The organism is Caldisericaceae bacterium, assembly GCA_036574215.1.
Classification (GTDB): Bacteria; Caldisericota; Caldisericia; order Caldisericales; family Caldisericaceae; genus Caldisericum.
The window spans coordinates 1-21,526 of sequence record JAINCR010000104.1; the positions used below are offsets into that span (position 1 = coordinate 1).

General features: G+C 33.8%; 24 protein-coding genes and 1 tRNA gene. 22 read left to right on the forward strand and 3 right to left on the reverse strand.

Annotation, left to right across the window (positions count from 1 at the left end):
• Together K6343_06375 and rsfS are read right to left on the reverse strand one after the other, a co-directional pair.
• Positions 1-505, reverse strand: a 505-nt coding sequence (locus K6343_06375) for an FAD-dependent oxidoreductase (protein MEF3245583.1), incomplete at its 3' end; no start/stop codon positions are given.
• 60 nt (positions 506-565) lie between these two features.
• Positions 566-925, reverse strand: a complete 360-nt coding sequence (gene rsfS, locus K6343_06380; protein MEF3245584.1) for a ribosome silencing factor — start codon at positions 923-925, stop codon at positions 566-568.
• Positions 926-1,006: 81 nt separating this feature from the next.
• Between rsfS and K6343_06385 the strand changes: the two genes are divergently transcribed.
• From K6343_06385 to K6343_06490, 22 genes are all read left to right on the forward strand, one after another.
• Positions 1,007-1,363, forward strand: a complete 357-nt coding sequence (locus K6343_06385) for a hypothetical protein (GenBank protein MEF3245585.1) — start codon at positions 1,007-1,009, stop codon at positions 1,361-1,363.
• A complete protein-coding gene (locus K6343_06390) occupies positions 1,363-1,707 on the forward strand; it encodes a roadblock/LC7 domain-containing protein (GenBank protein ID MEF3245586.1) in 345 nt (114 codons plus the stop codon). Before K6343_06385 ends, K6343_06390 begins: the two co-directional genes overlap by 1 nt.
• A 16-nt stretch (positions 1,708-1,723) precedes the next feature.
• A complete protein-coding gene (gene metG, locus K6343_06395) occupies positions 1,724-3,634 on the forward strand; it encodes a methionine--tRNA ligase (GenBank protein MEF3245587.1) in 1,911 nt (636 codons plus the stop codon).
• Positions 3,634-4,419: a TatD family hydrolase gene (locus K6343_06400; protein MEF3245588.1), complete on the forward strand. Its 786-nt coding sequence runs from the start codon at positions 3,634-3,636 to the stop codon at positions 4,417-4,419. The genes metG and K6343_06400 overlap by 1 nt, the downstream gene beginning before the upstream one ends.
• A complete protein-coding gene (locus K6343_06405; protein MEF3245589.1) occupies positions 4,404-5,231 on the forward strand; it encodes a sulfide/dihydroorotate dehydrogenase-like FAD/NAD-binding protein in 828 nt (275 codons plus the stop codon). Before K6343_06400 ends, K6343_06405 begins: the two co-directional genes overlap by 16 nt.
• A gap of 2 nt (positions 5,232-5,233) precedes the next feature.
• On the forward strand, positions 5,234-6,634 hold the full coding sequence (gltA, locus tag K6343_06410) for an NADPH-dependent glutamate synthase (protein ID MEF3245590.1): 1,401 nt from the start codon (positions 5,234-5,236) through the stop codon (positions 6,632-6,634).
• Between the two features lies 1 nt (position 6,635).
• A complete protein-coding gene (gene amrS, locus K6343_06415; protein MEF3245591.1) occupies positions 6,636-7,658 on the forward strand; it encodes an AmmeMemoRadiSam system radical SAM enzyme in 1,023 nt (340 codons plus the stop codon).
• A complete protein-coding gene (locus K6343_06420; protein MEF3245592.1) occupies positions 7,651-8,649 on the forward strand; it encodes an FAD:protein FMN transferase in 999 nt (332 codons plus the stop codon). Before amrS ends, K6343_06420 begins: the two co-directional genes overlap by 8 nt.
• Entirely contained in the window at positions 8,636-9,007 is a 372-nt protein-coding gene (locus tag K6343_06425; GenBank protein ID MEF3245593.1) for a NusG domain II-containing protein, read from the forward strand. The genes K6343_06420 and K6343_06425 overlap by 14 nt, the downstream gene beginning before the upstream one ends.
• Complete coding sequence (locus tag K6343_06430) at positions 8,985-9,506, forward strand: Gx transporter family protein (GenBank protein MEF3245594.1); 522 nt, start codon at positions 8,985-8,987, stop codon at positions 9,504-9,506. The genes K6343_06425 and K6343_06430 overlap by 23 nt, the downstream gene beginning before the upstream one ends.
• The gene (locus K6343_06435) at positions 9,503-9,745 is read left to right on the forward strand and encodes a DUF4321 domain-containing protein (protein ID MEF3245595.1); all 243 of its coding nucleotides are present in this window, start codon (positions 9,503-9,505) and stop codon (positions 9,743-9,745) included. Before K6343_06430 ends, K6343_06435 begins: the two co-directional genes overlap by 4 nt.
• Entirely contained in the window at positions 9,742-10,320 is a 579-nt protein-coding gene (locus K6343_06440; GenBank protein MEF3245596.1) for a Maf family protein, read from the forward strand. Before K6343_06435 ends, K6343_06440 begins: the two co-directional genes overlap by 4 nt.
• Complete coding sequence (locus K6343_06445) at positions 10,304-11,305, forward strand: rod shape-determining protein (GenBank protein ID MEF3245597.1); 1,002 nt, start codon at positions 10,304-10,306, stop codon at positions 11,303-11,305. Before K6343_06440 ends, K6343_06445 begins: the two co-directional genes overlap by 17 nt.
• The gene (locus K6343_06450) at positions 11,292-12,113 is read left to right on the forward strand and encodes a rod shape-determining protein MreC (GenBank protein MEF3245598.1); all 822 of its coding nucleotides are present in this window, start codon (positions 11,292-11,294) and stop codon (positions 12,111-12,113) included. The genes K6343_06445 and K6343_06450 overlap by 14 nt, the downstream gene beginning before the upstream one ends.
• Entirely contained in the window at positions 12,100-12,528 is a 429-nt protein-coding gene (locus K6343_06455) for a hypothetical protein (protein MEF3245599.1), read from the forward strand. Before K6343_06450 ends, K6343_06455 begins: the two co-directional genes overlap by 14 nt.
• Positions 12,509-14,242: a penicillin-binding protein 2 gene (mrdA, locus tag K6343_06460; protein MEF3245600.1), complete on the forward strand. Its 1,734-nt coding sequence runs from the start codon at positions 12,509-12,511 to the stop codon at positions 14,240-14,242. Before K6343_06455 ends, mrdA begins: the two co-directional genes overlap by 20 nt.
• Before the next feature lie 25 nt (positions 14,243-14,267).
• Positions 14,268-14,888: a hypothetical protein gene (locus K6343_06465; protein ID MEF3245601.1), complete on the forward strand. Its 621-nt coding sequence runs from the start codon at positions 14,268-14,270 to the stop codon at positions 14,886-14,888.
• The gene (minD, locus tag K6343_06470) at positions 14,881-15,666 is read left to right on the forward strand and encodes a septum site-determining protein MinD (GenBank protein MEF3245602.1); all 786 of its coding nucleotides are present in this window, start codon (positions 14,881-14,883) and stop codon (positions 15,664-15,666) included. Before K6343_06465 ends, minD begins: the two co-directional genes overlap by 8 nt.
• Positions 15,666-15,926, forward strand: coding sequence for a cell division topological specificity factor MinE (gene minE / locus K6343_06475; protein MEF3245603.1), 261 nt, complete (start codon positions 15,666-15,668; stop codon positions 15,924-15,926). Before minD ends, minE begins: the two co-directional genes overlap by 1 nt.
• Positions 15,923-16,990, forward strand: a complete 1,068-nt coding sequence (locus K6343_06480; GenBank protein MEF3245604.1) for a rod shape-determining protein RodA — start codon at positions 15,923-15,925, stop codon at positions 16,988-16,990. The genes minE and K6343_06480 overlap by 4 nt, the downstream gene beginning before the upstream one ends.
• Positions 16,974-18,764 carry a TIGR03960 family B12-binding radical SAM protein gene (locus K6343_06485; GenBank protein ID MEF3245605.1) on the forward strand — a complete coding sequence of 597 codons (1,791 nt, stop codon included), beginning with the start codon at positions 16,974-16,976 and terminating at the stop codon, positions 18,762-18,764. The genes K6343_06480 and K6343_06485 overlap by 17 nt, the downstream gene beginning before the upstream one ends.
• A 127-nt stretch (positions 18,765-18,891) precedes the next feature.
• Positions 18,892-18,967 (forward strand) — tRNA-Asn (locus K6343_06490).
• Positions 18,968-19,266: 299 nt separating this feature from the next.
• Here K6343_06490 and K6343_06495 read toward each other — a convergent pair.
• Complete coding sequence (locus K6343_06495) at positions 19,267-20,934, reverse strand: hypothetical protein (GenBank protein ID MEF3245606.1); 1,668 nt, start codon at positions 20,932-20,934, stop codon at positions 19,267-19,269.
• Between the last annotated feature and the right edge of the window lie 592 nt (positions 20,935-21,526).

The window sequence follows — 21,526 nt, forward strand, 5'->3', positions numbered from 1 at the left end:
CTCCAACTACAGCAACAGTTTTATCCTTAAAAAAAGCAGCATCACAAGTTGCGCAGTAGGAAATTCCTCTGCCTCTAAATTTTTCTTCTTCTGGTACTGGTAATTTTGCAGGGTCAGCTCCTGTTGCTAGTATAATTGTCCAAGAACGGACTCTGCCGTATTCTGTATCTACATAAAAGATATCACCGATCTTTTCAATTTTTCTTACATCCGTAAGAAGAACTTTAGTTCCAAATTTTAGTGCCTGCTTTTTAAAAAGTTCAACAAGTTCACTTCCGCTTATTCCGTCAGGAAACCCAGGATAGTTTTCAACCAACTCACTTACAGCAATTTGTCCTCCTATTGCTAATTTTTCAAAAAGAAGTGCCTTTAATCGAAATCTTCCTGCATAAATGGCAGCCGTAAGTCCAGCAGGACCGCCACCAATTATTACCGTGTCATAAATTTCGTTTAGATCTACAGGTAGTTCTTCTTTAACTTCATGAATAGAAAACAATTCGTCCATACAACCTCCAAAGATTTAAATTATTACTTCCTAGGTATTATATTAAATTATACAATTTTGTCAAGACTTCATCTTTCTTCTTTGTTTGATTTTTGGGTTTATTTCCTCCCAGATGTTTTCTAAATTGTAAAAGCCTCTTTTTTCTTCTGTCATTATGTGAACGATAACACTTCCATAGTCCATTGCAATCCAAGAAGAATCATTTCCTCTATCAATAGAAATAGGTCGAGTGTTTTTCTTTTTGAGTTTTTCCTCGATTTCATCAGCAATTGCATTACAATGTTCTCCTGCTGTTGCTGTGCAGACAACAAAATAGTCAGTGATAATTGTAAGCTTTTTTACATCAAAGATTTTGATGTCTTCCCCTTTTTTGTCTTCAATAACTTTTGCGATAAAATTTGCAAGTGTTTTACCTTTCATGTTTATATTATACAGAAATATGTTTTAGTTTAAAATTTGGTATAATTGTGTTGAGGCTATACACCTAATTGGAGGCAACTAATGGAACTTGAGGGAATCGTTCGAAATTTAAGTGAAGAGATTGCTGAAGTAATTTTAGTTGGAATTACAGGTAGAGATGGTTTGCCTGTTGCAATTTATGCAAAAGAGAATTTTGAGGTAGCACTTGTGAGTGCTGAAATTACTTCAATTTGTGATGGGATTGAGACTTCTATAAGAAATTTAAATTTGGGAAATGTAAGCGAATTTTATACTCTAACTGATAAATATGGGATATTTGGAGTACCCATAAAATATGATTGCTACTTGTTTGCTGTTTTAAGACAACCGTTAAATCTTGGCAAAATTAGGATATTATTTAAAAAGTATGTTCCAAAGATAGAGGAGATGATGAAATAATGGAAAAAGTTCTTTCGAAGGTTAAAGACTTGCCGGGAGTTTTAGGAGTCTATTTAATAGATGCTGAAGGTAATTTGCTGTATATAAATTCCAATTTAGATAATTCTCCAATAGAATTATCTTACCTTCTATCTTCTTTAAAAGGGTATTTATCAGAATTACTTAGTCTTTCAAAGTTTGGTAAGTTTAACGAAAGTATTATTAGCGGTTCTACAGGAAGGATTATCTTTTCAGCCTTAAAGAATGGTAGCTTTCTTGTTGTCTTTGCAGAGAATGTAAGTAACCTTGGTTTAGTCAAGTTCGAAATCGCAAACGCAATTGATGCAATTAGCAAATTAATTTGAAAAAAGGAGTTTAAAGATGGAAAAGTCCTACTACATTACAACCGCAATTTATTATGTCAATTCAAAACCACATATAGGGTCAGTGTCTGAGGCAATTTCTGCTGATGTAATTGCAAGGTTTAAACGTTTAACTAAGTTTGATGTCTTTTTCTCAACAGGAACCGACGAACATTCTCAAAAAATTGAAGCAAAGGCTAAAGAATTAGGAATTGACACGCAAAAGTTTGTAGATGATGCAAGCGCAACTTGGAGAAACATTTTCGATCGATTTAATATTTCTTATTCGAGATTTATACGAACAAGTGATCCCGACCATTTTAGGGTGGTCCAAGAATTTTTCAAAAGAATGTATGAAAAAGGAGATATATATTTAGGTAAATATGAGGGTTGGTATTGTGTAAGAGATGAAACCTTTTTAAAAGATTCTGATCTTGTTGATGGAAAGTGTCCTTACTGTGGCGGTGATGTGCAGAGGGTTTCTGAGGATAATTACTTCTTTAAACTGAGTAAGTTTAGAGATATTTTGCTTGAATTCTACGAGAAAAATCCTACATTTATTGAACCTGAGTCACGATACAATGAACTTTTAAATGTTTTGAAGGGTGGCCTTCAAGATATCTCGGTTACAAGAAAATCTTTTAAATTTGGTATTCCAGTGCCATTTGATCAAGACCATACCATATACGTTTGGTATGATGCACTTATCAATTATGTTACTTCGGTTGGGTTCTTAGAAAATAAAGACATGTTCAATAAATTTTGGCCTGCAGATTTACATCTCATCGGAAAAGATATTACACGTTTCCATGGTATTGTATGGCCTGCAATGCTTTTAAGTGTTGGCCTTCCTCTACCAAAGAAGATTTTTGCACACGGTTTTTGGAATATAGAGGGTGCAAAGATGTCTAAATCGCTCGGTAATGTGGTTGACCCGGTAGAGTTTGCCGAAAAATTTTCTGTACTTGCTAAAATTCCTTTTGATTTCAGTGTAGATGTGCTAAGATATTATCTTTCAAGAGAAGCGGTTTTTGGGCTTGATGCAGATTTTAGAATGGAGTCTCTATTTAGGCGTTATAATTCAGATCTTGCAAATGATTATGGAAATTTAATCAACAGGACACTTAATATGCTCTCAAAATACAAAAATTCGGTAGTGCCAATAACATCTTCCGATCCAGATTTTGTTAGTTTTGTTGGTTCTGTGTTTCCACAATTTAATGAAGCAATGGAAAAATATGCATTTTCTAATGCTCTTGAAAGTGTTTGGTCTTTAATTGGATATTTGAATAATTACATCCAAGTGAAAGAGCCTTGGAAACTTACAAAAGAAACTGAAAAGCTTGATATTGTGCTAAAAACTCTTCTTGAAGGGATTGCCTATGTAAGCACTTTATTACAACCGTTTATGCCGTCGGTAACCAAGTTTGTTTTGGATAAGTTTGGCGTAGAAAAAAGAGAAATTGAAGAATACAAAGAATTAATCCGTATTAAGACAATAGAAGTTTTCAATCCTATATTTCCTCGTCTTGAAAAGGAAAAAATAGAAATCGTTGGAGGACCAAATACTTCTGATAGTAAAGAGTCTAATGTTGGTATTACAAAAATTACCTACGAAGATTTCTCAAAAGTCGATCTACGCGTTGCAAAAGTTTTAGAAGCAGAACGTGTCAAAAATTCTGAAAAATTGATAAAGTTAACCCTCTCTTTAGGAAATGAGCAGAGGACTATTGTTGCAGGCATCGGGAAATTCTATAGCCCAGAAGATCTTTTGAATAAAAAGATAATCATAGTTGCAAACCTTGAGGAAAGAAAAATTATGGGTTTAACTTCTCAAGGAATGTTGCTTGCTGCATCAACAAGCGATAAAGAAAAGCTTACGCTACTTACAATTGATACCGATATAGAAGAAGGAGCAAAAATTAGTTGATGTTAATTGATTCACACGCACATGTTCTTAAGGAGTATTATTCAGAAGAAGAAATAAAAAAAAATTTAACTAAAGATATTCTAATAAATGTTGTTGCATATGATTTGGAGAGTTCAAAAGAGGCTATATCCTTGGCTCATGATTTTGAAAATGTATTCTCGAGTATTGGCTTTCATCCTTACGATGTTCCTAATTCTCACTCCCTTTTGTTAGAACTTGAAAGACTTTTAACCGATACTATGGTTATTGCCTTAGGAGAGATTGGGCTTGATTACTTTAGAGATATAACTCCAAAGGATTTGCAGAAGGATTATTTTGAAAAGCAGATTGATGTTGCAAAGAAAATGGATTTGCCAATTGTAATACACTCTAGACAAGCTTTTCTTGATACCATTGCAATATTAGATAACACACATTACTATAACGGTGTGTTTCATTCTTTTGATTATTCAAAGGAAGAAGCAAAAAAAGTGCTTGATAGAGGTTTTTTTATATCATTCTCGGGGATGGTAACATTTAAAAACAGGTCAGATTTAAGAGACGCTCTTTCATATGTTCCATTAAGTAAACTGTTATTTGAAACTGATTCACCCTATTTATCTCCAGTGCCATTAAGAGGTAAAAGAAACATACCTCAATTTGTCGAATATGTTTATAAATTAGCTTCTGAAATAAAAAACATTCCTTATAAAAATATTGTTGATACAGTTTGTAATAATTTTTTTGAAATATTTCGAAAAGCAAATTTAAAGGTTAAGAAGGAGGTAGTATGTTCAAGATCTTAAAAAGAGAAATCTTGGGTCCACAAATGGTGCTAATGGTTCTTGATGCTAAAAGCATTGCTAAAACGGCAGAACCTGGGCAATTTGTTATTGTAAGAGTTGATGAAAAAGGAGAAAGAATCCCATTGACAATTGCAGATTTTGATAGAGCTAAAGGGACTATTACGATTGTTTTCCAAAAAGTTGGTAAAACTACACACCTACTAGCCGAAAAAAATGAAGGAGATTTTATTTCTGATGTTGCAGGACCCTTGGGGAATCCAACAGAAATTGAAAAGTTTGGAAAAGTGGTGTGTGTCGGTGGTGGCATTGGAATAGCTCCAGTTTATCCAATCTCAAGAAAGTTAAAAGAAGAAGGCAATCACGTTATCAGTATCGTTGGTTTTAGGTCTAAAGATTATGTGTTTTGGGAAGAAAAGATGAAATTTTCTTCAAATAAATTATTAATTGCAACTAATGATGGAAGTTATGGTGAAAAGGGTTTTGTTACAGATGTCTTAGAAAAGGTTTTAGAAAATGAAAAAGATATAGTGCGAATATTCGCAATTGGGCCTGCGGTAATGATGAAGGCTGTTGCAGATATGACAAAAAAATATCAGATAAAGACAATAGTGAGTTTAAATTCTTTAATGGTCTGTGGCATGGGAATGTGTGGTGCATGTAGAGTTACCGTAGGTGGAGAAACCAGGTTTACATGTTCCGATGGTCCAGACTTTGATGCACATCAAGTGGACTTTGATGAACTTATGAAAAGACTTTCAATTTATAAGGAAGAAGAAAAAATTGCCTTGGAACTTTTCAAAGGAGGTAAATAATAATGAACGTTAATAAAAAGGTTACTCCGATGAAAGAACAGGAGGCTACAGAAAGAAGGAAAAACTTTTTAGAAGTTCCTTTAGGATATAAAAAAGAGGAAGCCATAATTGAAGCAAATAGATGTTTACAATGTCCTACACATCCCTGCATTAATGGTTGTCCTGTTCATATCAACATCCCTGCTTTTATAAAAGCAATTAGAGAGGAAAATTTTCAATTGGCAGTTGATATCATCCACGAGTCAAATTTGCTACCTGCTGTAACAGGACGTGTATGCCCTCAAGAAGAGCAATGTCAAGCCGTGTGTGTTGTTGGAAAGATAGGAGATCCAGTTTCCATAGGAAGATTGGAGAGGTTTGTTGCAGATTGGGATATTGAAAACAGAAAGAAAGGAAATGCACAACTCCCCAAAAAAGAAGCACCAAAAGGTAAAAAAGTTGCAATTATTGGTGCAGGACCTGCAGGACTTTCATGTGCTGCTGATCTTTCAAAATTTGGGTATGATGTGACAATTTTTGAGGCTTTTCATGTTGCAGGTGGTGTTCTTGTATATGGTATCCCAGAATTTAGGTTACCAAAATCTATTGTAGAAGAAGAGATATCAATGTTAACAAAGATGGGGGTAAAGTTTGTATTTGATTTTTTAATAGGTAGAACAAGAACAATAAAAGGACTTTTTGAAGATGGATTTAGTGCGGTATTTATAGGGAGTGGTGCAGGTTTGCCTCAGTTTATGCATATCCCTGGCGAAAATTTAGGCGGTATTTACTCTGCAAATGAATTTTTAACAAGAGTTAATTTGATGAAGGCTTATAAATTTCCAGAATACGACACACCAATTAAAAGGGCAAAAAGAGTTGCTGTAATTGGTGGTGGTAATGTTGCAATGGATGCTGCAAGAACTGCTTTAAGGTTAGGAGCAGAGCATGTTTATCTAATTTATAGAAGAGGAAGAGATGAGATGCCAGCAAGAGCAGAAGAAATTGTTCACGCAGAAGAAGAAGGTATTGAATTTGTCCTTTTGTCAAATCCTGTAAGATACATTGGTGACGAAAATGGTTTTGTAAAACAAGTTGAGTGCATAAAAATGCAGTTAGGTGAACCAGATTCATCTGGAAGAAGAAGGCCAATTCCAGTTGAGGGTTCTGAATTTACGATTGATATAGATGAGGCAATTGTTGCAATAGGCACTATTCCTAACCCTATTATTGCCAAAACAACCCTAGGCTTGAAAACTGGAAAGCATGGCGAGATTCTTGTGGATGAGAATTCGCAAACCTCTATTAGAGGTGTCTTTGCAGGTGGCGACATTGTTACTGGCGCTGCCACCGTTATAACTGCAATGGGAGCAGGTAGAGCTGCAGCAAAATCGATCGATAGGTTTTTAAAAGGAGAAATTTAGAATGGAAGAAGCCCTCCTTTGGGAAAAGCTCGAAGGTGATAAGGTAAGATGTAATCTATGTAACTTTAAATGCATAATACCAAAGGGTAAGACGGGTATTTGTAGGGTGCGTATTAACAAAGACGGAAAGCTTTTTACATTACTTGATTCCTATGTTTCATCTTGGGCTTTAGATCCAATTGAAAAAAAACCTGTATTTCATTATTTTCCAGGTAGCACCGTTCTTTCTTTTGGCACTTGGGGATGCAACTTTAGGTGTAGAGGATGTCAAAATTTTGAGATTTCAAGATTTACTAAAATGGATTTTGATTTGAGTCTTATTTCAGAAAAAATTACGGAAGAAGAGGCTGTCTCTCTTGCTTTAAAATATAAGGCAAGAGGGATAGCCTGGACTTACAATGAACCGACTATTTGGTTTGAGTATACTTACAAAACAGCCAAACTTGCAAAGACAAAAGGATTGTTTACTGTTTATGTAACAAATGGCTCTATCACCAAAGAAGGCTTGGATATGATTGGGCCTTACCTTGATGTGTTTCGTGTGGATATAAAGGCGTTCTCTCAAGAAACTTACAATAAAATAACTCCAATATTTGATTATCGAAAAATCCTCGAAAGTGTTGTATATGCAAAGGAGAAATGGAATATGCACGTTGAAGTTGTTACCAATATTATTCCAACAATTAACGATAATCTTGAGGAGTTAAGGAATCTTGCAGCATTTATTAGAGACAATCTTGGAAAAAATACCCCTTGGCATTTAACAAGATTCTATCCATATCTTGACCTATCACACCTATATCCAACACCAGTTGAAACACTTGAGAAGATTCGAAATATCGGTATTGAGGAAGGTTTAAATTTTGTTTACATAGGCAATGTCCTTGGACATCCGTATGAAGATACGTATTGCCCCAAATGTAAAAGAAGAGTTATAAAAAGGCACGGATTTGAAATTGTCGAAAACCATACACACAACGGGAAGTGTGACTTCTGTGGGGAGGACCTCGGTATTTATGAATAAAAAAGTTCTTGTTTTTCCTATAGTTGTTATAGTTGCTTTACTTATCTTTTTCTTAATTTTTTACTATGTAAATTTTCAGAATCTCCATAGAGAGATCTACAGTATGGATACAATCATTGAGATTGATATCTTTGGAGCTAACAGGGAAAAAATAGCAGATGAAATTGAGAAAGAAATAAATTATCTTGCTTCTCTTTTTGATGATTACAATCCCAATTCTGAAGTATCAAAAATAAACGCAAATGCAGGAGTTAAACCCGTTAAGGTAAGTGATGATACTCTTGAGATAATTAATAAAGGGAAAGAGATGTTTGAAAAGACAAATGGCGCTTTTAATATTATGATTTCACCTGTTTTAAGGATCTGGGGATTTAAGGATGAAAACTACAGAGTGCCAACTCTAAGTGAGATAAAGCAATCTCTTACACTTACAGATATAAACGATCTTGTTATAGATTCAGATGAAGTTTTTTTAAAGAAAAAAGGTGAAGCAATTGATCTTGGAGGCATTGCAAAAGGTTACACCCTTGATAAAATTAAAGCAATCATTGAAAAAAACAAGCCAATAAAAGCCATCGTAAATATGGGTGGAAATGTTTATGTTTATAGTATTGATCCAAATAAGATTTTCAAGGTAGGAATTAAGCACCCACGCTCTAATGGTGTGATAGCAGTTTTGGAATTGAAGTCAGGTAATTTTGTTGCAACTTCTGGTGATTACGAGAGATACTTTGAGTTAAATGGAGAAAGATACTGCCATATAATAGATCCAAGAAGTGGAAGTCCTGCAAAAAAACTTGTGTCTGCAACGGCAATCACTAAAGATGGCTACGTAGGAGATGCATTTTCAACAGCGCTTTTTGTATTGGGAAAAGATGATGCTTTGAAACTTGCTTCGGAATCAAATATTCAAGCGGTTGTTGTTGATACTTCGTTAAATGTTTTTTACAGTGAAAGTCTTTCGGGGAGTATAGAATTTGAAAATAGGTGATAAATTTGTAATTGTTCTTATTATTGTATCGCTATTGTTTGGCATTTTTATTAATTATTTTTTACAGAGAACCAAAGAAAGGTTACTTGTTATTTTAAGTGATGGTGAGTTATTCATGAAAGTTCCAATTTCAGATCGAACAAATCTTGGCCCCGTTCTTGTTAAAAGTAAAGAAGGTTTCCTCTATGTAACTGTTAATGAGGGAAAAGTTAGAGTAATTGAGTCTACTTGTAAAGATAAGTTATGCATTAAACAAGGAGAAATCTCAAAAGTTGGAGAATCCATTGTATGTCTTCCAAATAGAATATCAATCTCAATTGTAGGAGATGATAAGTATGTCGACACAACTTCCTATTGAAAGTAGTATTAAAAGAATTGTTTACCTTTCTGTGCTTATTGCAATTGGGGTTGTTTTAAATCTCATCGAACCTCCGCAGATATATCCTTTAATTCCTGGTGCTAAACTTGGACTTGCAAATCTTTCAACACTTCTTGCAATGATGCTTTTTGGTGCAAAATATGGAATTATCGTTGCAGTGATCAGAACTATTGTAGCCTCTATCTTTAGGGGGAGTATAAACTGGATTTCGTTTGGAACCAGTTTCTTTGGTGGGGTTTTATCCGCTGTTGTAATGGCAATACTTTTTCTATTTTTAAAAAATAGAATATCAATTAAAGGCATAAGTACAGTAGGAGGTATTACAAATAATATTACACAAGTTATTTTTGTTTACTTTGTTACCAAAAATACCTTGTTTTTATACTATGTATTTTTTTTAATTCCTATTGGAGGACTTGCAGGTTTTCTTATTGGAGTTTTAGGTATTGCTATATATAATAGACTGGAAAAAAGATGAGAAAGTTTGCATTTGGAAGATTTTTGGTTTTTCTTTTATTGGGGTTAATTTTAGGCACTGCTTTGGGTATATTTATTGGAAAGATTTTTCCAATTTTTGATTACGGTTTGAGTTTCGGCATACCTACACTTAACATCGACCTTGTCTTTTTAAAACTTACTTTTGGCATTGAATTGAAATTGAATACAGGCACAATAATAGGCATTTTGATTTTTGCTCTTATGTTTGTCCTAACATGAAATTTATTCTTGCTAGTAATTCTGAAAGAAGGATAAATTATTTAAAAGAGTTTGGTTATACTTTTGAAGTAAAAAAGGTAAATTATAGCGAGCAGTTTTTTGAAAATGACCCAATTAAAACGGCAATTTTCAATGCTTACATGAAGGCGTATTTAATAAGTAAAGATGGAGAAAAACTACCAGTTTTAGGAGTTGATACTGTTGTTGCTCTTGATGGACTTATTTTTAGAAAACCTAAAGATATTGAAGAAAATGTGCGTATGATTAAACAACTTTTGGGTAAGGAACATTTAGTGATTAGTGGAGTTTCCTGTGTTAAAGGTAATTTGAGTATTATTGATTATGAAATTACAAAAGTTAAATTTATAGATGCAATTGACGATGAAATGATATTTAGGTATGTAAAAACAAAAGAAGGATTTGACAAAGCAGGAGGCTATGCAATTCAGGGTTTAGGATCAATTTTTGTAAACGAAGTTATAGGTCAAATTTCAAATGTAATAGGCGTGCCTATTTTAAAAATAGAAAAAATTCTAAAGAAGATTAGTGAGGTGGAAAATGAGTTTATTTTCTAAAGAACTTGCAATTGATTTAGGTACTGCAAATAGCGTGGTTTATGTGAGAAGTAAAGGGGTTGTTTTAAGGGAACCAACTATAATTGCTATTAATTCTGATAAAAGAGTAGTTGCAGTTGGAAACGAAGCAAAGGTAATGGCTGGAAGAACTCCTTTTGAGATTGAGGTAATTCGCCCCATTAGAGATGGCGTAATTAATGATTTTGAAACAACCGAAGCTTTACTTGATTACTTCATAACAAAAGCAGGTGGAAAACGGGGTATATTTAGACCAATAGTGTTAATTGGGGTGCCTAGTGGTATCACTCCGGTTGAAAGGAAAGCAGTTATTGACGCAGCCTTACATGTTGGAGCAAGACAAGCGCAAACAATTCCTGAGCCACTTGCTTCGGCAATAGGGGTAGGCCTTCCAGTTGAGGAAGCGCGTGGTTCAATGATTGTTGACATTGGTGGTGGCACCACAGAAGTTGCTGTGATTTCTTTAAAAGGGATAGTCGTTGGCAAGTCAACAAGAATTGCAGGCGATGAGATGAACGAAGCGATAATTTCTTATGTAAGGCGTCAATACAGTGTTTTGATAGGAGATGTTACTGCAGAGCAAATAAAATTGAAAATAGGAAACGCCTTTCCTTTAGAAAAAGAAGAAAAGATGGAAGTAAGAGGAAGAGACCTTGTGGATGGGCTTCCAAAGTCTATAACAATCACTTCTGAAGAAATAAGAAAGGCAATTCAGCCAGTTTTAGAAGAGATTCTCAACGTCATTAAATCAACTTTAGAGATTACCCCGCCAGAACTTGCTGCAGACGTTATGGATAGGGGCATAATGCTATCTGGAGGAGGAGCGTTGCTAAAAAATATTGATAAATTCCTTTCTCATAGGACTGGAATTCTTGTAACAGTTGCAGACGACCCTCTTTCTTCTGTTGCAATTGGTGCTGGTAAAGTGCTCGAAAACTACGATTTTTATAAAGATGCACTCCTCTAATGAAAAGATACTTGTTATAGTTATTTCGTTAGTATTATTGTTAATTTTTGTTGCAGGAATTGCAAGTTATGGCATTACTTTTAGTAGAATTTATGATTTTTTAGTTTTAGAACCGATTAAAAATTTACTTTTTACTGTTAATAATACATTTCAAAATATAGAAAACTATTTTATGAGTGTTAAAAAGGGAGCAGAAGTTATCAAAGAAAACGAAGATTTAAAAAATGAAATTGAAATTCTTAAAGCAAGATTAAAACTTCTTTTGGGTTATTATACGGAGAACCAAGAACTTAGAAATTTATTGGGCATTAAGTCGAAACTTACTCTAAACATGAAGGGAGCCCATGTGATATTTTACGACGAGTTAAACAATTTTATAGTAATAGATATAGGGGAAAATGACGGTATAACTGAGAAAATGCCAGTTGTGTATTCAAATGATGGTGAGAACGCTGTTTTGGTTGGAATTATTCAGAGTGTAAACGAAAAAACTTCAAAAGTTATGCTTATAACAAATAAGGCGTTTAGAATAAGTGTTACTAATAGTTCCCGCTATGGTGTTGATATTTTAGAAGGCACAGGAGATGCTCTTTCTATCACAAAATTTTCTTATAAGTTAGCGGATAATATTGGTGATGTTTTTGTAACAACCGAGTTAAGTGATATTTACCCACCAAATATCTTTGTTGGTAAACTTGTAAAGATAGAAAATAAAAACGTTAGCGAGAAGAAACTTACTCTTTTGCCAATATTAGATTTCTATAAAATTAAAAACGTTTTGGTTATTACTTCCTATGAGAAAAAATGATATTTTTACAATAGTAATTTACCTTGTGCTTCTACTTTTTGATATCGCAATCAGTAATAAAATTCCTTTTTTGTTTACAGTTTCTTTTCTTGTGGTTGACTTAGTAATTGATTTTTCTAATTTATATTTAAATATTGCTCTTCTTTTAATAAATGACCTCATTTTTGGGAATTTTATGGGAGAATATGCTTCTTTGGTTGTTATTGGAGTGTTTTTGTATAAATCAATTTTTAAAAGGTTGAAAACGCCAAAAATTTTTGGCTTGTTAACAGTTTTCATTTTGCTTTTTTTTGGTATAAATATCTCTTCTAAAAACTTGGTTGTTTCTTTTGATTTTTTTTTCTATAACTTCTTGGTATCAACTGTGATTCTTTTTATCATGTATCTAATATCCTATGGCAAAGCAAAAGTTTGATAAGGTTTATTTTCTCTATTTTCTTATTTTGGTATTTTTTCTTACAATTTCTTTACGTTCTTATTATCTTACAGTTATACAGGGCAACTACTATTACGAATTATCTACCTATAGAAGTGTTCGTATTATGGAAACCCAGCCCATGAGAGGGAGGATTCTTGATAGAAATGGAATAGTTCTTGCGGAAGACATTCCATCTTATAGTGTTGCAGTTATAATGGATTTTGTGAAAGATCCAGAAGTTGAATTTACTTTACTTTCAAAAGTAATCAACATGTCAGATTTGCAAATTAAAGAAAAGATTAACAAGGCAAATCTTCCATCTTACGAAGAAATTGTGATTAAGAGAAATATTTCAGATAAAGAACGTGTTTTCATAGAGGAAAACTCTGAGAGCCTTCCAGGTATTTTTGTAAAAACTGATTTTATAAGATATTATCCTTTTAAAGAGATTGGAGCCTCTTTTATTGGCTACGTTGGCCCTGTTACTCTTGATGATATAAAAAGTGATGATTATTACGGTATTAACGATGTTATTGGGAAGCAGGGCTTGGAGCTTCAATACGAAAAATACCTTCGAGGAGTTAAAGGAAAGAAAGAAGTAATAGTTGATGCTTCTGGAAGAACAACAAAAGTGATCTTTGAGCAATCACCTATACCTGGCAGTGATATTTACTTAGCAATAGATATCAAAGTGCAAGAGAATCTTGAAAAAATCATTGGCGACAGAACTGGCGTTGCAATAGCCATGGACCCAAAAACAGCTTCGATTATTGCAATGGTATCACATCCAACTTTTAACCCGAATTTACTTGTAAAAGGTATTAGCGATAAAGAATACAACGATTTACTCTCAAAAAATGCTTTTATAAATAGAGCAGTTCAATCTCGATTTCCACCCGGCTCAACATTTAAAAGTCTTACACTAATTACAGCACTTGAAAATAATGTCATTACTGAAAATACAGTAATTGATTGCGGACCTTACTTAACTATAGGCGATAGGAGTTTTAAGGATTGGATTTATCCTTCTGCTTTTGGTAAGCAAACTGCATCCATTGCACTTGCTAATTCTTCGGATGTTTTTTTCTATAGACTTGGTCTTTTAACAGGAGTTGATCGCCTTAGCGAAATGGGAGAAACTCTTCAGATTAGTGAATTAACAGGTATTGACATTCCTTTCGAAGTTAAGGGTATTATCCCTTCTAAAGAGTGGAAAAAAAAGGCATTTAATGAAGAATGGTATCTTGGCGATACTGCAAACATGAGCATAGGTCAAGGGTATGTTTCACTTACTCCAATTGAAGTTGCATCTTTTTATCAACTCATTGCTAATAATGGCGTTGGTTTAGTTCCACATTTTATTAGTAAAGTAGTTTCTCCAAACTCAAAGGTTATCTTTGAATACACTCCAAAGATAAGAGTTGAATATAAATTCAAGGAGAAGACATTAAAAGTTTTGAAAGATGGTTTAGAAGGAGTTGCCAATAAACCAAGTATGAGTATCGTAAAGATAAATGGAATGTCGGTTTGTGCGAAAACTGGAACAGCAGAAGTTGGTGATAAAGAAGGAAGTGTTCACCATTGGCTTGTTTCTTTTGCTCCAAAAGACGACCCTTCGGCTTTAGGTTTGCTCTTTTTTGAGTATTCTAAATTTCCTTATTCAAGTTCTCTTGCCCCTCTTATGAGAGATTTGCTTAAAAATTTTTTTTAGATATAAATTAGTAATGGAGGTAAATATGGGAAATGTTCCAGTTACGTTCAAAGGTATTAATGGTAATGTAGTATTGAAAATTGACCCAAATGCACCGTTTAGTGATGTTATATCGTATATGAAAGGCCTTGTTTTAAACCAAAGAAATTTTTTTAGTAAAGGATATTTATACATCGATACACAGGGAAAGGTATTGTCAAGTGATGAAGTTAGTTTAATAGAAAAGATTTTCAGTGATATAGGAGTTTCCTTTAGAATTAATAACGAAGAGAAAGTTTATGGTGCTTTAAGAGATGAAAATCAAAATGTATTAATTATAGACCACACAGTCCGATCGGGTCAATTCATAAGCTTCGATGGAGATGTTGTGATACTCGGTAATATCAATCCAGGAGCAGAAGTAGAAGTAACTAAAGATCTGTATGTATTTGGTGCAATTAAAGGAACTGTAAGAGCTGGAAGAAGAGTTGTTGCACTAACATTCCAGCCTACAAATTTACAAGTTAATGGGAAAGTTGTTGATTTCCAGAACGTGAATGATAGATCAAGAAAACCTCGAATGATAGAAGTTGTAAATGATACAATTTCTTTTAAAACTCTTGTTGAAAGAGAACCAAAATCAGTGAGGAGGGGCAAAAATGGGTAGGGTAATAGTTGTAACTGCCGGGAAAGGGGGCGTTGGAAAGACTACAATTACTGCTAATCTTGGTGCATCTCTTGCTAAACTCGGGAAAAGCACAGTTTTAATTGATATGGATATTGGTTTGAGGAATCTCGATGTGGTTATGGGACTTGAAAATAGGGTAGTTTTTAACATCATAGATGTTATTAACGGAAAGTGTAAGATAAACCAAGCGCTTGTAAGAGATAAGCATATTGAAAATTTGTTCCTATTACCCGCTTCACAGATTCATAGTAAAGATGATGTTGATGTTAATAGAGTTGTAGATGTTGTATCGGTATTAGAAAATAATTTTGATTACGTGCTTCTTGATTCTCCAGCTGGCATTGAAAAGGGTTTTGAGTCATCTGTTGCACCTGCAAAAGAGGCTTTAATAGTTGTGACTCCTGACGTATCCTCTGTAAGAGATGCAGATAGGGTAATAGGAATCGTTGAAAGTAAGGAGATTTTATCGATAAGTCTTATTATTAATAGGTATGATATTAATCTTGTTTCAAAAAAGAAAGCCCTTAATTTTGAAAGCATTGTAAATATACTCGATATAGATGTATTGGGTGTTGTGCCAGAAGATAAGGCAATTATTGAAACTACTAATATGGGAGAGATTTTGGTAAATTATCTTCCCGGTTCACCTTCTGCAAAGGAGTTTGGTCAAATTGCGAAAAGATTGGAAGGTGAAGATATACCTATACAATTAGAAAAGCCAAAAGGTTTTTTTGGAAATATCTTTAGGAGAGAATAATGGGTATTTTTGATTTTAATAATGGAACAAAGAAAGATGCAAGTAGTGTTGCAGAAGAAAGATTAAAACTTATCCTTATACAGGATAGGCTTTCTCTATCTTCTAGGGAATTCGAAAATTTGAAACAAGAATTAATTAACACTTTATCAAAATATTTTGATATAGAAAAGGAAGCAATTAGCATAAAAGTAGAAAAGTGCAAAGCAAAACAAGTTTTTGAGGCAATTGTGCCAGTTCGTTCGGTAAAGAAAGAAAAGTGAGAAAAGTTCCATTAAGTGTTTTAATTGCAATTTTTGTTTTAACATTTTATTCTCTTAGTGCGCTATATGTAATTAATGCAGAGAAATTTTTTTTGAGGCAAATTGTTTACACGACAATTGGCATCATTTTTCTTTTTATTGTATCCTCAATTAATTTCAGGGTTCTAAAGTATTATACAGTTTTGCTCTATGTTGTTACTTTTATTTTACTTATTTCCGTTTTCTTAATTGGAGTTATTACTAATGGTGCAAGAAGATGGATAAACCTTTTTGGTTTGTTTTCAATTCAGCCTTCAGAGTTTGCAAAAATTACTTTAATACTTATGTTAATTTGGATTTTTGAAGGAAAGTATACTAATTTTAAAAAGTTCGTGTTTGGATTAATTTCTATTATACCTTTTGCTTTAGTTGTCTTTTTTCAGCCTGATATGGGGACTTCACTTGTTTACGCCTTCATATTCTTTATATTTATCGCATTTTTCTTACCATTAAAATATTCATTATCTATAATTGCAGGTGCGGTTGCTATGATTCCATTTTTACCAAAAATTTTAAAACCATACCAGATTGAGCGAATTCTTACATTTTTTAATCCTTATAGAGACCCCCTTGGAAGCGGTTATAATGTTCTTCAATCTATGATAGCTTTTGGATCAGGAAGATTATCTGGTAACGGGTTTCAAAAAAGTTTAATGACTCGATTGGGTTTTGTGCCTGTGCAATATGCAGATTTTATTTTTTCAGCAATTGGTGAAATTTGGGGATTTATTGGCGTGATAATTATTTTATTTTCATTTTTGTATTTGTTTTATTTTATCGTTCGGTCGATTGCTTTAACGGGCAATAAATTAGGTAAAGGGATAGCGTTAGGTGTTTTTGCAATGTTTTTATTCCAAGTTTCTGTTAATATGGGAATGAATATTGGTATAATGCCAGTTACAGGAATCCCTTTACCATTTTTGAGTTTTGGGGGAAGTTCCACAATTACCAATTTCATTGCTTTAGGCCTTGTCGTAAGCGTTTATAATTTTAAAGATGAGTTGTCATATGGTGAAAGATTATAAACTTTTAAAGTTTAAAAAACCGTATTACTATTTTGGCAATGAGTTGAATAGTATTCATAAAATGAGTGCCTCGATAAAAGTTGCTCTTGTTTACCCCGATGTGTATGAAGTGGGTATGTCTTCTTTAGGTTTTAAAATACTATACCATCTTGGAAATGAAATTGAGGATATTCAACTTGAAAGAGCTTTTGTTCCTCTTGATGATTTTGAAAAATACTTAAGAGAAAATAAAATTCCTCTTTTTTCTCTTGAGTCTAGAACACCATTAAATCGTTTTGATTTTGTAGCGTTTTCATGCCAAACTGCCCTCGATTACACAAATATTTTGAATGTACTTGACCTTGCAAATATCCCAATTTATGCGGAAGAACGCTTAAAACCCATAGTGTTTCTTGGAGGCACCTCAGCTTATAATCCAGAGCCTCTTTCAAAGTTTATTGATTTTTTTGTGCTTGGTGAAGGAGAACGCTTATTTGTAGAAATTCTTAATCTTGCAAAAACAATTAAAAACAAAGATGAGTTTTTATATGCCATTTCTCAATTGAAGGGCGTATATGTCCCTAAATTTTTTGAATTTGAAAAGCAAGGAAACTTATATGTAGAAAAGAATGGAAAAGTGGTTGTTAAAGATGCAATAAAAGATTTTGAGCATTCTTACTTTCCCATTAAGCCCATTGTTCCTTTTGGAAAAGTGATTATGGATAAGGCTTATATAGAGATTTTTCGTGGATGCACTCGAGGCTGCAGGTTTTGTGAAGCAGGAGTTGTTTATAGACCAGTAAGAGAAAGAAGTATAAATCGTATTGAACATGATGCAATAGAAGTTTTGAAAAACACAGGTTACGAAGAGATTACTTTTCTTTCATTGAGCACAAGCGATTACTCAAATATGGATAAGTTAATTGCCCTTATGAAGAAGTTAACCGAAGAGTTTCATGTTTCGATTTCGCTTCCTTCTTTGAGGATAGATAAATTTACTCCTGACCTTGGAAAGGTAATTTTAGAGCAAAGGGTTCATAGTTTAACCTTTGCCATAGAAGCAGCATCAGATAGGTTGAGAAATGTTATTAATAAGACGATTTCCAAAGATGAAATTCTTAAAGTTGTTGAAACTGCTGTTTCGTTAGGTTTTCATACCCTCAAATTTTACTACATTATCGGCTTACCAACCGAGACAATGGATGATGTAAAAGAAATTGTAACATTAACAAAAGAGATGCTAAAAGTCGGTAATAAAAATAAAACCTTCAAAAAACCCTTTGAAATCCACTTAAGTATTAATCCTTTTATGCCACAACCACATACACCGTTTCAGTTCGCAGCCTTTGATAGTTTTGACTCTCTTAACGAAAAAAGAGAATACCTCTTAAAAGAACTTAATTTACCTAATGTAAAGGTTGATATATCTAACTTTAAAATGAGTGCGTTAGAAGTTGCGCTTGATAGAGGAGATAGGCAAGTTGGCGATGTTATTGAGCAAGCCTTTAAATTAGGAGCAAAAATGGATGCTTGGAGTGAATACTTTAACTTTAACATCTGGAAAGAAGCTTTTTCTAAAGTTGGTGTTGATGAAACTCTGTATCTTTCAGCATTTCCTTTGGATACTAAACTTCCGTGGGATCATATCTCAACAGGCGTTTCAAAATTGTTTTTAAAACGCGAATTCAATAAGGCCCTAAGTGGTTTTATAACCGAAGATTGTAGATGTGGGAATTGCGTTGGCTGTGGAATAAATATTCCTCTATTTTGCGAAGTGCTCGAAAAGAAAGTTTAAAAAGTTGTTTTTTACTGGCAAAAATCTGTTTTTAATAGCTACTTAATTTTTATATTTTATTTACTTAAAAGGCTTTTAGCCTCTTGACAAAAAGTAAAAATTTAATATCCTATATTAGAGCTTAGGTTCCCCGTTAGCTCAACCGGCAGAGCGGGTGGCTGTTAACCACTAGGTTGTAGGTTCGAGTCCTACACGGGGAGCCAGTTTTTATTTTAGTACACTTTCTGTCCATAACCTGTTATCGAATAAGTTGAGGATTTTGTCTATTCTTTATCTAAAACATTATTTAAAATTCCAGTTATCTTGATTAGAAAAATTCACTTTTTTTAATCCGTAGAAAAACATTTATTTTAAGCTCTATTTAAACACTTCCAAAAAGCATATGAACTTGCAAAAACATCATAACCAAAATTGGAATCAAAGGAAAACAACATCTTAGACGTAAACTGCCGTTCAACTAAACGAACGGCAGTGATAAAATATCAGTTACTTGTTTGGGGTATCAACTTTGAGCCCTTGCGTTAATGGCAAAATGTCCTTTATTTGATTTACTATACTCCTTTTGCCATAAAAGAACAAAATCAAACTTGGGTCCATTAGATTTTTCAACTTTTACAATAACTACATTTGAAGAGCTTATCCCAGTCCATCCGTTTGGCGGTACAATTTTCATCTGTAGGATAATTTCATTAGGTAGGTTTTTGAATTCTTCTTCAGGAACTGAAAATGAAAATTCACCTTTGTCATTTGTATTACATTTTATTGGTTTTAAAATTGGTTTGTCTGCTATTTGCTCTACGTTAATTTCTGCACCAGGGACAGGTTCTACAGCCAAAGCCTCACTACATTCGCAGAATGTCAAATCAAGTTTCATGCTGTCTATACTTGTATCATCTTGTATTACTATACCCAGATTGCGTTCGCTATCTAGTGAGGATAAAAGGTTAACACTACCAGGAAGATTTGAAAGGTCAATCTGGAATGGTAGTAGTGGATAAGTATTCCATGGATTGGAAAGTAGACCCTGTATGCTATTGTAAGAGCCAAAGTAGTATGTCCAGTGGTTATTGCCAATAATAAACGTGATAGTGTCATTTGCAGAGTTTCCTGAGAGTGGTTTAGCAAGAAATGTCAGTTTGGCTGATTTGATGCAATTGCCCATTGGCAAAGTGAAGCATTGAGCAAACCACTTTTCACCCTCTGTTGCGTCAAAGTTTGTAAAACCCGGGAAATTCTGTTCTGGGTGATACTGGTTCCAGTCTTTATAACACCAATCTACTACGGATTGATTACAGGAACAGCATGCAGGTTCAGAGTTGCCGGGAGCAAATTTGTCATCTTGGCCAGCATTGAACTGAAAACTAAGGCAACAATGTTTTTCTTGGTTTCCGAAAATGACATTAATTGTCTGGCCGGGTTTAACGCTCACAGTGTAGGTGTCCGGATTTCCGGGATAGGTCTGGCTCCAGCCTGTTTGTAGCACCTCAGAAATGGTATAGGTGTTGTCGGGTTTAGCATCAACGCAATAGTAGCCTTCTTTATTTGTTTCTCCCTTGCCTATCACATTGCCAAAAGAATCTTTGATTATAATTGTCCATCCAGGTAGGGCTGGCTCATTGTTGTCTTGCTTTCCGTTACCATTTATATCGTTAAACTTAAAAACACAAATTTTCCCAAGTTCGTTAGTAGACCAGGTAATAGTAACACTTTTCTCTACAGAGTTCCACTCTATATTGGTTCCCATAGTTTCGGCAATGAATCGCAAAGGAACCATTGTGCGACCATTATATAGCATTGGAGGCACATCAATGGTTTTTTGTTCCCCGTTAACTAATACTTGATTTTTACCAATTTTAAGAATTACGTCAAATTGCGTTTTTTCTGCAGGACCTGTTTCACCACCAGTTATCATTATCTTTTGCTCAGTAGGGTCATATTTCACATTGGCCCCCATGGCTTCGGCAATGAACCTTAAAGGAACCATTGTAGTGCCATTATAAAGCATTGGAGGTGTGTCTAAAGTCATTTGTTTACCATCCACCAAAGCTTGACCTCTACCAATCCACAACTTTATGATATGTGTGGGTTTAGTCATCTGCTCGCCTGCCAAGACAACATTTGCTAACCCCACAAACATCAAAAGGATTAGAACTACGGTTCGAAATCTCAATAATTTAGTGTTCATTTTAATCCTCCTTTTTTTAGAAAATTTAACTTAGATACACTTCTATTGTCTTTTTCTTTCTATCTTTAAACTCTCCTCATATCACCTCCTTTAAAGCATGATTTTTAGGTTGTAGCCTTCCTTAAATTAGGAATCTTAATTTATTGTAGCTTGTGCTGCCCTGTAAGTATGTTCTACAACCCTTTGTTAATTTCTTTATACCAAAATTAAAAATTTTGTCAATATGGTTACTTAAAGATTAAAAAGGCATCACAGAATGAAAGACAGCAAGGTGCCGTATGATAATAATGCATTAAAGAAAATTTAAGACTGCATAAAGTATTTATAAAAATGTTTTGAATATAAATCCCCGTGTTGCCTCACGTAATTTTCTTTACTCTTTTGTAACCTGCGTTCCCTTTTGGCAGGTTTATCTTTTGTAACCTTTGTTCCTTTTCAAAAGGTTCTACGAAATATTATTTGGTTGCCTCATTTAAATTCTATACGAAACTATTTTTAGTTAAAAGAAAATCTTTAGATGATTTTTCATTGACTTTCTCTCTTTCTTTCTCTTTTTTTCATCTTTTTATCATATGTC

Coding starts and splice junctions, on each gene's coding strand:
- K6343_06485 (MEF3245605.1), top strand. CDS start 16,974: ATGGTGAAAGATTATAAACTTTTAAAGTTTAAAAAACCGTATTACTAT.
- K6343_06385 (MEF3245585.1), top strand. CDS start 1,007: ATGGAACTTGAGGGAATCGTTCGAAATTTAAGTGAAGAGATTGCTGAA.
- K6343_06450 (MEF3245598.1), top strand. CDS start 11,292: ATGCACTCCTCTAATGAAAAGATACTTGTTATAGTTATTTCGTTAGTA.
- K6343_06435 (MEF3245595.1), top strand. CDS start 9,503: ATGAGAAAGTTTGCATTTGGAAGATTTTTGGTTTTTCTTTTATTGGGG.
- K6343_06405 (MEF3245589.1), top strand. CDS start 4,404: ATGTTCAAGATCTTAAAAAGAGAAATCTTGGGTCCACAAATGGTGCTA.
- K6343_06420 (MEF3245592.1), top strand. CDS start 7,651: ATGAATAAAAAAGTTCTTGTTTTTCCTATAGTTGTTATAGTTGCTTTA.
- amrS (MEF3245591.1), top strand. CDS start 6,636: ATGGAAGAAGCCCTCCTTTGGGAAAAGCTCGAAGGTGATAAGGTAAGA.
- K6343_06400 (MEF3245588.1), top strand. CDS start 3,634: ATGTTAATTGATTCACACGCACATGTTCTTAAGGAGTATTATTCAGAA.
- K6343_06465 (MEF3245601.1), top strand. CDS start 14,268: ATGGGAAATGTTCCAGTTACGTTCAAAGGTATTAATGGTAATGTAGTA.
- minD (MEF3245602.1), top strand. CDS start 14,881: ATGGGTAGGGTAATAGTTGTAACTGCCGGGAAAGGGGGCGTTGGAAAG.
- K6343_06445 (MEF3245597.1), top strand. CDS start 10,304: ATGAGTTTATTTTCTAAAGAACTTGCAATTGATTTAGGTACTGCAAAT.
- gltA (MEF3245590.1), top strand. CDS start 5,234: ATGAACGTTAATAAAAAGGTTACTCCGATGAAAGAACAGGAGGCTACA.
- K6343_06430 (MEF3245594.1), top strand. CDS start 8,985: ATGTCGACACAACTTCCTATTGAAAGTAGTATTAAAAGAATTGTTTAC.
- K6343_06455 (MEF3245599.1), top strand. CDS start 12,100: ATGAGAAAAAATGATATTTTTACAATAGTAATTTACCTTGTGCTTCTA.
- metG (MEF3245587.1), top strand. CDS start 1,724: ATGGAAAAGTCCTACTACATTACAACCGCAATTTATTATGTCAATTCA.
- K6343_06440 (MEF3245596.1), top strand. CDS start 9,742: ATGAAATTTATTCTTGCTAGTAATTCTGAAAGAAGGATAAATTATTTA.
- mrdA (MEF3245600.1), top strand. CDS start 12,509: ATGGCAAAGCAAAAGTTTGATAAGGTTTATTTTCTCTATTTTCTTATT.
- minE (MEF3245603.1), top strand. CDS start 15,666: ATGGGTATTTTTGATTTTAATAATGGAACAAAGAAAGATGCAAGTAGT.
- K6343_06390 (MEF3245586.1), top strand. CDS start 1,363: ATGGAAAAAGTTCTTTCGAAGGTTAAAGACTTGCCGGGAGTTTTAGGA.
- rsfS (MEF3245584.1), bottom strand. CDS start 925: ATGAAAGGTAAAACACTTGCAAATTTTATCGCAAAAGTTATTGAAGAC.